The 12,444-nt window shown below is 76.2% G+C and carries 8 protein-coding genes and 1 pseudogene; 6 read left to right on the top strand and 3 right to left on the bottom strand.

The window, feature by feature from the left end; genetic code table 11:
• Positions 1-132: 132 nt before the first annotated feature.
• Positions 133-348, top strand: coding sequence for a hypothetical protein (locus tag H7H31_RS11940; protein ID WP_187061992.1), 216 nt, complete (start codon positions 133-135; stop codon positions 346-348).
• Positions 349-378: 30 nt separating this feature from the next.
• On the opposite strand, the gene H7H31_RS11935 is transcribed toward H7H31_RS11940, so the two are convergent.
• A complete protein-coding gene (locus tag H7H31_RS11935; protein WP_176163710.1) occupies positions 379-882 on the bottom strand; it encodes an SUKH-3 domain-containing protein in 504 nt (167 codons plus the stop codon).
• A gap of 4 nt (positions 883-886) precedes the next feature.
• The gene (locus tag H7H31_RS11930) at positions 887-1,432 is read right to left on the bottom strand and encodes a YwqJ-related putative deaminase (RefSeq protein WP_187061991.1); all 546 of its coding nucleotides are present in this window, start codon (positions 1,430-1,432) and stop codon (positions 887-889) included.
• Between the two features lie 189 nt (positions 1,433-1,621).
• Here H7H31_RS11930 and H7H31_RS11925 point away from each other — a divergent pair, with 189 nt between their 5' ends.
• The 5 genes and pseudogenes from H7H31_RS11925 to H7H31_RS34735 all read left to right on the top strand — a co-directional run bounded on the left by H7H31_RS11925 (position 1,622) and on the right by H7H31_RS34735 (position 10,470).
• Complete coding sequence (locus H7H31_RS11925) at positions 1,622-2,446, top strand: sensor domain-containing protein (RefSeq protein ID WP_187061990.1); 825 nt, start codon at positions 1,622-1,624, stop codon at positions 2,444-2,446.
• Between the two features lie 205 nt (positions 2,447-2,651).
• Positions 2,652-3,626 (top strand): SMI1/KNR4 family protein, encoded by a 975-nt coding sequence (locus tag H7H31_RS11920; RefSeq protein WP_187061989.1) that lies wholly within the window; start codon positions 2,652-2,654, stop codon positions 3,624-3,626.
• A gap of 5 nt (positions 3,627-3,631) precedes the next feature.
• Positions 3,632-6,665: pseudogene (locus H7H31_RS11915) on the top strand (SUKH-4 family immunity protein).
• 221 nt (positions 6,666-6,886) lie between these two features.
• Positions 6,887-8,506, top strand: a complete 1,620-nt coding sequence (locus H7H31_RS11910) for an AMP-binding protein (protein WP_187062029.1) — start codon at positions 6,887-6,889, stop codon at positions 8,504-8,506.
• 515 nt (positions 8,507-9,021) lie between these two features.
• The gene (locus H7H31_RS34735; protein WP_308284252.1) at positions 9,022-10,470 is read left to right on the top strand and encodes a coiled-coil domain-containing protein; all 1,449 of its coding nucleotides are present in this window, start codon (positions 9,022-9,024) and stop codon (positions 10,468-10,470) included.
• Between the two features lie 70 nt (positions 10,471-10,540).
• On the opposite strand, the gene H7H31_RS11900 is transcribed toward H7H31_RS34735, so the two are convergent.
• Entirely contained in the window at positions 10,541-12,403 is a 1,863-nt protein-coding gene (locus tag H7H31_RS11900) for an MFS transporter (RefSeq protein ID WP_372455958.1), read from the bottom strand.
• Positions 12,404-12,444 lie beyond the last annotated feature (41 nt).

Here is a 12,444-nt window from a genome sequence, read left to right as displayed (position 1 = left end):
GCGACCCCGACCGACGGGCCGTCGAGGCGCGGCGGACAGCCGCCCCCGGCGGATCGGGCGCGGCGGCCGGCCGTATCTCCCGCCCCCGGGGTGGTCGGCGATGACCTGCCCCCGGGCACTCGGATCTCCTCAGTGGGCGACGGTTCCGGGCCGCGCGCGGCGGCGCTGACGAGCCCGCGCGTGCTGCTCACCGCGGTGGGCGGACGCGACTACTCGCGCGCGGCGTACGAACGGACGCTGCCGCGGGCCGGGTTCGCCAGCGCGGAGCGGGTGCCGGTGGCGAGCGGGGGCGCGGCGGGGGTCAACGGTCCGCTGGTCGCCCGCGGCGGGCCGGCCGCCAACGCGTAGGCCGCGACCCGCCCCGTACGCCGCCGACCCTCACGTGCCGCCGACCGTCAGGCGGGTGGGGCGCACGCCCGTGACGAGGGTGTCCAGGGCCCGGTCTATGTCGCCGCCGAGGAACCAGTCGCCGGTGTGGTCGAGGCTGTAGACCCGGCCCTCGGCGTCGATCGTCAACAGCGCCTGGCCGTCCGCCTCCTGGCCCAGCGGGCAGACCTCGGTGCCCAGCGCCCGGCCGAGGTCGGTCAGGGTGCGGGCCAGGTGCAGGCCGTGCAGCGGGTCGATACGGAACGGGGTGGGCGCCAGGTGGCGGCCGGCGCCCGGTGGCTGGATGTGCAGCCCGCCGAACTCGGCCCACGCCTCGACGGCGGCCGGGAAGATGATGTGCCGGTGCCCGCCGGGCGAGACGTGCGCCCGCAGCGCGTCGGCCCAGGTCTCGGCCTGTCGGATGTCCCAACGGCCCGGCGTCCAGCCCGCGTCCCGCAGCGCGGCGTCGACGCCGACGGGGAAGCGCGTGGCGGCCGTACGGTCGAAGGCACGCATGGATTCAGCCTCGCTTCCTGAGCGACCCGGCCGGGGTCGGCGCCGCGACGTCCACCGCGCGGACCCCGAACTGGGCCAGCAGCGGCGCGCAGGAGCGGCAGGGCGGGGCGTAGGAGCCGTGCGCCGGGTCGCCGTCCTCGCGGATGTGCCGCGCGGTGATCTTCGACTGCTTGAGCGCGCGCCTGGCCTCGCCCGGGGTGAGCGGCTTGCGGGAGGCGCGCTTGCTGCGGCCCGCCTCGGCGTGGGTCAGGAACCGGGAGAGCAGGATGGCCTCCGGGCAGCGGCCGGTGAACCGCTCGCGCTGGGCGGTGCCGAGCGTGTCCAGGAAGTCCTGGACGAGCGGGTGCAGGGCGGGCGGCTGGTCGGCCTTGCCCGCGGTACAGGTGAGCGTCTGGCCGCGCACCGAGAGCGCGGCGGCCACGGTGGGCAGGATGCCGTCCCTGCGGTGCAGTAACGGCGGCGGCAGGTCCCGGCCGTCGGAGCTGCTCCAGCTCAACCGGGGATCGCCCGGTGTAGGCGCGGCCTCGCCGCTGTCCTGTGCGGTGTGCATGGTGGTGCTTCCCTCCAGGTGCAATCCCCCTGTTGCGGGGGTCAGCCTGCCAAATGGGACGCGTGGTGCGGAAGTCAGGTGTGCGCCCGATGGGGGACCCTGTCCGGTACGTCACCGTCGCGTGACAGGTAGTCGCTGAGGTGTCGGCGAGTCGTGCGATCGCGGTCGATGGCTGAGAAAGTGCGGCTCATGCGTACACACATCCGGCGCGGCGCGGTGGCCGTTCTGCTCTCTTTCACCCTGGCGTGTTCGGTCGCGTGCTCGGCGGACTCCGGGGGCGGGGGCGGCACGGGGGAGCCCAGCGCGGCGGGCGGCGCGACGGGCCGGGAGCCCGGCGGGAGCGGCGGGACCCCGCCGCCCTCCGGCACGGCCGAGGCGTCCGACGAGGCCGGCGGCGGGCCCGGCCGCGCCTCGCGCACCCGGCCGTTGACCCGTGCCGAACTGCAACGGGCGCTGCTCACCCAGGGCTCCGTCGCCGGCTACACGGTGCGCCGCGGCCCCAAGGACGCGCTGCCCCCCGACGCCACGGTCGCCGCCGACCGCGCCGAGTGCCGGCCGATCGTCGACGCCTTCGGCTCCCGGCCCAAGTACCCGCGCACCGCCTACACCTCGGCCAGCCTCACCAAGGGCGACCTCAGCGGCACGGGCGAGGGGACGCTGAGCCAGCTCCTGCTCGCCGCGTACCGGGTCGGGGACGCGCAGCGCTGGCTGGCCGAACTGCGCCGGGCGGTCGCGGTCTGCCGCGGCTTCACGGCCATCGACGGGGCGGGCGACCGGGAACCGTTGGCGATCACACCGGGCCGGAACCTGGCGGTCGGCGACGCGTCCGTGAGTTTCCTCATGCGGGACGAGGCCGGAAAGGACGCCCCGGTCGCCATCACCGTGGTACGTACCGGAGCCAACACGGCCACCTACCTCTCGGCCGGGACGAGCGGCCGGCCCGAGCCGGTGGCGCGGGCGGTGGCGGACGAGCAGCACCGTCGCATGGTGGACGCCGGGAAGGTCGCGCGGTGAGCTGTTCGCGCGAAATGGCGAGAAGCGGTGTGGTTGAAGGGGAGATGGCGTGACTTGTCGCTGTTTTCCGCGCTCACCGCAGGGCTGTTCCATGGCCGTTCCGCGGCCATTTCGTGGGCGCGGTGGCGGACCCTCGCGGCGGCGGTCGCTGTTGCGGCACCGCATAGGCTGTCGGTAGTAGCCAGCAGCAGCAGGGGGCACCGCCATGACGACAGGTCGGCTCGGGCACACCGCGCCACCGAACACGGCCTACGCCGGGCAGGTCGTGCACTTCCCGGACCCGGTTCGCGCGGCCCGACACCCCCAGGGTGTCCGGGTGGACGGGGACGGCTATCCGGACTTCACGCCGTACGCCAAGGCCGCCGTGGAGATCGCCGAGCCCCCGGAGGGGTTCGGCGTCGACGAGTTGCGGCTGACCGACTTCGTCTCGGCCAACGCCGCGCTGCACGCCGCCGGGCACGAGCTGTGGGAGGGCGGGTCGCCGGTGGCCACGCCGCACGGCTGGACCTGGCACCACGTGGCCAACACGCGGCGGGTGCAGTTGATCCCCGTCGAGGTGAAGGCGCTGCTGCGGCACCACGGCGGGCTCGCCACGGCCGGCGTCGACCAGGACAAGCGGGGCACCCGACCGCTCCAGGAGACCCGCCCCGCGCACTTCGGACTGCCCAAGCGCGGCCTGTCCGTCACCGAGGACCAGGTGCTCGTGGTCGAGGAGGACCTCGGTTACCGGCTGCCCGACGCCTACCGCGCCTTCCTCAAGGCGGCCGGCGGCTGCGCCCCGGTGGGCGCGGCGCTCGACCCGGAGCTGGGCCTCCTGGTGGACCAGCCGTTCTTCACGGTCCGCGACGAGGCGGCGGTCAACGACCTCGTCTACGCCAACAAGTGCCTGCGGGACCACTTCACCAAGGACTACCTCGGTGTCGGGTTCGTACAGGGCGGCGTCATCGCGGTCAAGGTGCGCGGCGAGGCGATCGGGTCGGTGTGGTTCTGCGCGTACGACGACGCGCGGGACCGGGACGGCTGGAGCGTGCGGGACCGGGTCGCGGAGCTGATGCTGCCCTGCGGCGACGACTTCGACGCCTTCCTGCTGCGCCTGGCGGGCAACCCGCCGGAGCTGGAGACCGTGGCCAACTTGATGGTGGACGGCGGCTTCGCGTACGTCGTCCCGGTGGAGGGATGAGCGCGATGGTGACCTTCGCGCAGGCGCAGGAGCGCGCGGAGCAGTGGGTCAACGGAGACGTCCCGCGCTACCAGCAGCGCGAGGTGCGGGTGCGGGAATTCGACCTCGGCTTCGTCGCCTGGGCCGAGGACCGCCCCGACGGGCCCTCTCGGGCGCCGGGCACCCAGAGCGCGCGGCTGGTCATCGCCCGCGACAGCGGCGAGACCACGCTGTGGCCGGGGCTCCCGGTGGGCGAGGTGATCCGACGGTACGAGGAGGAGTACGGGGCGGCGGCCCAGGCCCCCGCGGCGCCCGCCGCGCCGGCCGGCCGGCTCGACCTGGAGGCCACCTCGTTCCTGCTGACGCCGCCGGAGTGGCTCCAGGAGGCGGCGAACACGTTGGGCGGCGGCATCCCGACCCGGCGCCCGGCGGCCTCCGGCACCTCCGACGCCTCCGGCGCGTCCGGTACGTCTGGCACGTCCGGCGCGGGCGCGTCCGACGGCGGCCCCGGGTCCGCCGGGTCCGCGGACGGCTCCGAGACCAGCGGCTCGTCCAACGGTTCCCAGGCCACCGGCGCCGACAAGCCGGGCGACTCCGGGGCCGCGACCCCGTCGACCGGCGACGCGGCACCCGGCGCGCTCAGCTCGCCGCCCTCCACCCGCACGCCGTACCCCGACTCCGACGCGGACCACGGCCAAAGCCACGGCCAGGGCCAGGGCCAGAGCCACGGCCAGCGTGACGGTCAGGACGCCGACGACCGGGAGCGCGGCCGGGACGCGGCCGGTGACGGTCCCGCCCCCGCCGACCGGGCCGCCGCCTCCGGCCCGGCCGTGCCCGACGCGCCCGGGTTCCCCGCCGCGCCCGGCTCGGCCTTCCCCGCCGCGCCCGCGTTCCCGTCCGCCCCCGGCTCGTCCACGGGCGGTTCGGTCGACGGGCCGTCCTGGGAGGACACCAACCACGGGGGCGACGACGGCGACCGCTCCGTCGCGCCGCCCGCCACCGTCTTCGCGCCGCCGCTCGCCGGCTTCGACGACGAGGACACCCCGGTGCCGGGCGTGGCGCCGGAGGCCAAGACCGAGCTGATGTCGGCGGGCAGCGCGCTGCCGCCCACCGCCATCGCGCCCGCCATCGACGGCGGCTTCCCGCTCCAGGGCCCCGACTCCGCCGCCGGCCCGGGCGCCCCCCAGGTACCGGCCATGCCGCCGGGCCCGCCGCCCGGCCCGCCGAGCGCCGGCGGCGCCCCCGGCGTGCCGGCGGCCCCGGGCGCGCCCGGCCCCGCCGCGTCCGTCGCCGGCCCCGCGTCCAGCGGCGGTCCCGGCACCCCGGTGCCGGCGCCCGGAGCGCCCGCCGGCGACGGCACGGGAGCCGCCGCACCCGGCGTGCCGACCGGACCGGGGGCGCCCGGCGCCCCCGCCGGCGGCTACGTCCCGACGCAACTCGTCTCCCAACTCGACTCCGGCAACCCGCTGGCGCCCCCCGGAGCCTCGGCCGGCGCGGGCGTGCCCGCACCGCCCGGCGCCCCCGGCACGCCTCCGGGCGCCCCTGGTACGCCGCCTCCGGGTGCCCCGGGCGGGGTGCACGCGGCGGCGACGATGTTGTCCGGGCCGAACGGGCCGGCCGCGCCCGGTGCTCCGGGCCAGCCCGGTGTCGGTGGCCCGCAGCCGCCCGGGCCCCCCGGCGCCCCCGGCGCCGGCCACGGCACCCCGCCTCCCGGCGCGTCGGCCGGCGCGGGCGTGCCCGCGCCGCCCGGCGCTCCCGGTACGCCGGGCGCCGGCACGCCGCCTCCGGGCGCCCCTGGTACGCCGCCTCCGGGTGCCCCGGGTGGGGTGCACGCGGCGGCGACGATGTTGTCCGGGCCCAACGGCCCGGTCCCGCCCGGTGCTCCGGGCCAGCCCGGCATCGGCGGCCCGCACCCGCCCGGGCCCCCCCGGCGCCCCGCACACACCGCCCCCGCCCGTGCCCGGCCAGCCCGGCATGCACGGCCACCCGGGGATGGCCCCGCCGCCCGGTCCGGGGATGCCCGGCGCGCCCGCCATGGCCGGCCCGTACGGCTACCCGCCGGCGCCCACCGGGCTGCCCACGGTCGGCCCGGGCTACATGGCGGTGCTCCGCTACCGGGCGCAGGACGGCTCCGAGCAGCAGATCATCCGTCGCTCCGCGCCCGGCACCCCGCACCCGGAGTGGCAGATCCTGCACGAGCTGCGGGCCATGAACGTGCCGCCGCAGCAGGTGCTCGAACTCCACACCGAGCTGGAGTCCTGCGACCTGCCCGGCGGTTACTGCGCCCGCATGATCCGGGAGTCCTGGCCCCAGGTGCGGATCAGCCACACCGCCCCGTACGGCCGCGACCACGCCACCCGGCAGCAGGGTGTGCGCCATCTGATCGAGCACCAGGGCGAGTTGCACCAGGTCGCGGACGGGCCGGCCAGGCCGGCGCCGGTGCGGGTGCCGCTGCCGCACCCCAGCCAGGTGCAGCGGGCGCCGGCCGTCCCGCCGGAGGGTCTCGCGCAGGAGTTGCTCAACGCGTTCGGGCCGCAGGGCATCTTCCGCTTCGACCAGCGCGCCGTCTCCCGGCAGGGCGTGCCCGACATCGTCGCCCAGACGCTGGTGTGGGCCGGGCTGCCGGTGGACTTCGGGCCGTTCTTCTGGGCCCAGGCGCAGCCGGGCCGGCCGGTGCCCACGCTGGCCGAGCTGGCCGCCGAGCGGCAGGTGCAGCCCGCGTCCGACGCCGGCTCGTACCTGGTGATGGGCAACGACTTCGGCCGCCAACTGTGCGTGCAGTACGGCACGGCGCACATCGTCGCGGTCCCGGTCGAGGCCGGGCCCGGCGGCGCCCCGGTGCCGCCGCAGTTCGTCAACACCGGGCTGCCGGAGTTCGTGCGCTGCCTCGGCCTGCTTGGCTGGATGTGGCGGCTGCGGGCGACGCTCACGCCGGAGCAGGCGGGGCGCTGGACGGTGGACTTCCAGAACCACCTCTCCGCCCTCGACCCGGCGGCGCTCGCCTCGCCGGAGAACTGGTGGGCCGTGCTGCTCGAACAGATGTGGGACGGCCTGCTGTAGCGCCCGTACGCCGGCCGCACCGGCGTACGCGCCCCGTACGCCGGCCGCCCGACCGCACCGCCGCGCGGCGGCGCCCCCACCCCGGGGCGCCGCCGCGCCGCGCGTCGGCGCCCGCCGCCCGGCTCGGTGCGGGTGCGCCCGTGGCTCATAACCGGAGGGGCATGTCCGCATGCCGCATTTGGTAGTGGAAGGCATACGAGGCGGCACCTAACGTCGCTGTCATGACGGAAACGCACTTCACCAGTTACGTAGAGCTGATCCTCGACAGCCTGCGGGAGCGGCCCGAGCGCACCGTGCTGCGCACCGAGGACGGCGCTTCGATCAGCGCGGGCGCGTTATGCGACGCCGTGCACGGGATGGCCGCCGAGCTGACCGACCGTCGCGTCGGCCGCGGCGACACCGTCGCCCTGCTGTCCGGCAACCGCCCCGAGACGCTGACCGCCCGGTACGCCGTGAACCTGGTCGGCGCCCGCGTGGTCATCCTCTACGAGGCGCTGGCCGCCGAGATGCTCGCCCGGCTCGCCGCGAGCGTGGAGCCGGCCGCCCTGCTCGTGGACCCGCGGCACGACGCGCTGGCCGCCGAGTTGCTCACCCACCACCGGCCGCCGCTCGTCCTCTCCTTCGGACCCAGCGAGGTGGGCGCCGACCTGCTCGCGCTCGCCGAGGGGCACCGCGGGCGGCGGGTGCCGAGCGCGGCCCGCGCCGAGGACGACTGGTGCATCCGGCACACCGGCGGCACCACCGGCCTGCCCAAGGGCATCCGCATGGCGCACGGCTTCCACCGACAGGCCCTCAGCTCCGGCACGGCCGCGTCGGGCCACGCGTCCACCTTCCTGGCCTGCACGTCCCTGGCGCACCTGGCCGGCATGGTCGCCGACCTGGCCCTGCTCTCGGGCGGTCGCGTGATCATCCAACGGTCCTTCGACCCGGCGGCGGTGTACGCCGCCATCGAGCGCGAGCGCGTCACCGACCTGTGGCTGCTGCCGCCGCTGCTGTACGGGCTGCTCGACCACCCGGCCCGGGCGACGGCCGACCTGTCGAGCGTGCGCCGCATCGCCTACGGCGGCTGCGCCGCCTCCCCGTCCCGGCTGCGCGAGGCGGCCGAAGCCTTCGGGCCGGTGCTGAACGGCTGGTACGGGCAGGCCGAGGCGGGCATGATCGCCACCGTGGGCCCGGCGGAGCACGCGGTGGTGGGCGCCGCCGGGCAGATCACGGTGGGCCGCCCCGCGCCCGGCGTGCGGATCGAGATCCACGACGAGCACGGGCAGTCCCTCCCGGCCGGCGAGAGCGGCGAGATCTGCGTGCGCACGCCGTCGATGATGAACGAGTACTGGAAGCAGCCGGAGGCCACCGCCGAGGTGCTGCGCGACGGCTGGGTGCACACCGGTGACATGGGTTACCTGGACGCGGACGGCTACCTGTTCATCGTGGACCGGCTGAGCGACAAGATCGTCGTGGTGGGCGGCCACGTCTACCCGACCGACGTGGAGGAGCTGCTGCTCAGTCACCCCTCCGTGGCCGCCTGCGTGGTGTTCGGCGTGCGCCGCCCCGACCAGACCGAGGCCGTACACGCCGCGGTGGTCCCGGCGCCCGGCCACAGCGTTCGCCCCCAGGAGCTCAGGGCCTTCGTGACCGACCACCGCGGCGCCATGTACGCGCCGGAGGTCGTACGGATCGTCGCGGAGATCCCGCTGACGCAGGCGGGCAAGCCCGACCGCAAGGCGCTGCGCGCGCTCGCCCTCGCGGACGCTGACGCGGACGCGATGGCCCAGTCCGGACCGGACTCCGACTCCGACCCGGTCTCCGGCTCAGGCTCAGCCGCCGGTGCCGGGCAGCGGTAGGTCCCCGCCCGGCGACCCGGGTGTCCGCCCCGACGCGGCCCGTCGGGGCGGACACCCCGCTCGCCGTGTCCCTGGTGTCCCTCGTGTCTCCTGTGTCTCTTGTCTCCCTCGCGTTCCCGGCGCCCATCGCGCCCATCGCGCCCATCGCGACCGTCACATCCGCCACGCCGCCGCTCCCGCGCCCCACCCGCCCCGTACGCCCGGCGCCCCCGCGAGCCCCGCGCGACACGCCCCGTACGCCCGTACGCCAGGCGCCCGGCCCAGCCACCTGCCGCGCCCGACCCGCGCGATACGGCCCGCGCACACGGGGCGTAGGGCCTACTTCGGTCGCAAGGTCAATACCGTCACGGTTCGCTGTATCGCCGCTGTACTGGCTCGAAATCCCTGAGATTGCGACTTCCGGCGTCAATTGCCGCATCCTTGCCTGAGAAACTGGGTGGAGTGTCGCGGTATGGGCATTTCGCTCGCATCTACAAAGATGTTTGGCGGAGACACCGGATAGAGGGGCTTCAAGGATGAGCGGGACGGATTCACCCCACGGCTTCACCACCACCGGGCGGGGCGAGCGCGGCTACCGTCCTGCGCAGGTGGAGCAGTATCTGTCGCAGTTGTCCGCGGATCGGGATGCGGCGTGGGAGCGTGCCGCGCGGCTGACCGTGCTGGCCAACGAGATGGCCGCCGAGGCGGAACGGCTGCGCGAGGTGATCGCCCAGCTCCCCCCGCAGACGTACGAGGAACTCGGCGAGGGCGCCCAGCTCATCCTGGTCACCGCCGAGCAGGAGGCCGAGCGGTTGCGGGCGGGCGCGCGGAGCGCCGCGAAGGAGGCCAGGGGGGCGGCGGCGGAGTACGCCGACGCGACGCGCGACGCGGCGGACGCCGCGGCCAATGCCCTGCGTACCGGGGCCGAGAGGTGGGCCGAGCAGCGGATCGAGGCGGCCCGCGCCGCCGCCGCCGAACTGCGTGAGGCGGCCGAACGGGACGCGCTGCGGGAGCGGCGCGAGGCGGTCGTCGAGCTCCACCAGGCTCGGGAGCGGACGGAGGAGTTCCTGGCCGAGCAGGAGCAGCAGCACGCCGATCGCTGGGAGGCGCTCGGCGTCGAGATCGCCGAGCGCGAAGCCGCCCTGGAGTCCCGCATCGCCGAGTTGGAGGCCCTCGGCGAGCGCACCGTGGCCGAGTCGCAGCGCGCGTACGCCGCGGTCGAGGAGGCCGCCCGGCACGGGCAGGAGGACGCGGAGGCGCAGGGCGAGGAGCTGATCGCGCGAGCGCGGGCCCGCGCGGAGCGCATGGAGCGCGAGACGGAGCAGATCCTGCGCGCGCACGCGGAGGAGCGCGAGGAACTCACGTTGCAGATGGAGCACGTGCGCGAGAGCCTCGGCGTCCTGACCGGCCGGCGCGTGCCGGTCGAACGCCGGGCCGAACAGCCCCCTGCCACCCCGGACACCGCTACGGTCTCCCACGCGTCCCGGGGCGCGGCGGACGCGGCCGGTGCGGCCGAAGGGGCTGCAGCGTCCAATACGTCCAGTACGTCCGGTGTGTCTCGTGCGTCCAGTGCGTCCGGTACGGCTGACGCGGTGGGCGCGGCTGGTGGCCACGGGGACGTCGCGGGTGCCGGCGCGAGTGCCGGTGCCGGCGCGGGCGTAGCGACCGGCGCAGGCGTGGTGACCGGTGCGGGCGGTGGCCAGGGCTCCGGGGGCGCCGCCCGCGCGGGCGGCCCGGTCGACACGGCGGGTGCCGCCGGCGGCGACGCCGGGGAGGGCGACGACGCCCCCGCCGATGCCGGTGCGGGTGCCGGTGCCGATGCGGACGCCGGTGACGGCAGCCGGGCCGACCGGGGCGCCGATGGCGTGGGCCCCGCCGTGCCACGGCCCCTGGCCGGCCCGGGGAAGCGCAAGCTCGGCGACGACGATGACACGATCGAGGTCGAACTCCCGGTCCTGCCCCCCGCGGACCGCCCCACGCCGTAACCGCGCCTCGCCGGCGGCCGTCTCGCGCACGGCCACCCCCGCTCTTCGGGGGCGCCGTAGGGCCGTCCCGCTACCGCGCGTCGCCGCGCGGGCCGCCACCAGTAGGGCCTGTCGGCGCCCCGCCGGCCGGCCCGTCCACCGGCGGCTCGGGGTGATCCGGCGCGCCGGGGGCGGCCGGTGCGCCGGAGATGGTCGGCGCGTCGGATGCGGCCGGTGTGTCGGCGGCGGCCGGTGCGCCGGAGTCGGCAGGCGAGTCGGTCGCGGGGGCCGTCGGGTCGTCCACGTGGGTGGGGAAGACGCGCGGGGCGAGCAGGAGCAGCGCCAGGACGGCGAGCACGGCGGCCAGGGCGGCGCCGAGGTAGACGTAGTCGACGGAGTCGTCCACGGCGCGGCGCAGGTAGTCGGCGGCCTCGGCGGACAGTTCGCCGGGGTGTTCCAGGGCGCGGGACACCGAGTCCAGGTCGTCCGGGAGGTCGCCGCCGAGCGAGTCGGGGGCGTCCGCGAGCCGGGCGGCCATGGTGGCGTTGGCGACGGCGCCGAACAGGGCCGCCCCCACGCTCTGCCCCACCTGGCGGCAGAAGAGTATGGAGCCGGTCGCCGTGCCGCGCTCCGCCCAGCCGACGGACGACTGCACCCCGACGATGAGCGGGAGTTGGAAGAGGCCGAGCGCCCCGCCGAGCAGCAGCATGATCAGCGCGGGCTGCCAGGCCGAGCCCGGGTAGGGCAGCAGCGGGAACGCGAACAGGATCAGCGCGGCCAGGCTCATGCCGACGATGGCGCTCTGCCGGAAGCCGATGCGCAGGTAGACGCGGCTGCTCAGGGCCGCGGATACGGGCCAGCTCAGCGTCATCGCGGACAGCACGAACCCGGCGGCGGTGGGGGACAGGCCGAGGACCGACTGCGCGTACGTGGGCAGGAACACGGTCGGGGCGATCATCAGCAGGCCGAGGCCGCCGAGCGAGAGGTTGACGGCGGCGATCGTACGGCGGCGCCACACCCAGCCCGGAATGATCGGCTCCGCCGCCCGTCGTTCGATGACCACGGTGCCGGCGGCGCAGGCCGCGCTCGCCGCGAGCAGGCACAGCGAGGGCGTCGAGAGCCACGGCCAGGCCACGCCGCCCTGCACGAGCGCGGTCAGCAACAGGCTGCCGGAGCAGAAGATACCGAGCGCCCCCGCCCAGTCCACCCGTGGCCGCTCGCGCCCACCTCCCGTACGGCGCCCACCCGTTCGCCGTCCGCCGTCCGTTCGCCGCCGTCCCGTACGCCCGTCGCCCGTACGCCCGTCGCCCGTACGCTCCGCGCTCGCCCGCGGGGCGCGCGCCGGCTCGTGCAGGTGGCGCACGACGAGAAGGAGGGCGACGGCGCCGACCGGCAGGTTGACCAGGAAGATCCAACGCCAGTCCGCGTACGTGGCGATGAGCCCGCCGAGCGCCGGGCCGGCCACCGACGACGTGGCCCACACGGTGGAGAGCCTGGCCTGGATCTTCGCGCGCTCCCGGTGCGGATACAGGTCGGCGGCGATCGTCTGCACCGTGCCCTGGAGCGCCCCGCCGCCCAGGCCCTGCACGACGCGGAACGCGATCAGGCTGGCCATGTTCCACGCGGTGGCGCACAGCAGCGAGCCGACCAGGAACAGCGCGATGCCCACCAGCAGCACCGGCTTGCGGCCGAAGGTGTCCGACAACTTCCCGTACACCGGCAGCGACACCGTCACCGCGAGCAGGTAGCCCGCGAAGAGCCAGGAGAAGACGGAGAAGCCGCCGAGGTCGCCGACGATCTGCGGCACGGCCGTGGAGATGATCGTGGAGTCCAGCGCGGCGAGCGCCATCGCGAGCATCAGCGCGGCGACGACGGGCCCGCGACGCTCGACCCGCGGTGGTCCCGCGGCCTGTGGCGCGGGGTCCTGGTCCGTGTGCCGTGCGGTGCCGCCCACCGTGCGTCTCCCTCGCTCGTTGTAGTCACCACCTTTCCACG

The sequence above is a fragment of the Streptomyces buecherae genome (genome assembly GCF_014295035.1).
GTDB classification, from domain to species: domain Bacteria; phylum Actinomycetota; class Actinomycetes; order Streptomycetales; family Streptomycetaceae; genus Streptomyces; species Streptomyces youssoufiensis.
Note: the sequence above shows the minus strand (reverse complement) of the source record. Positions and strands in the feature narration are given on the sequence as shown.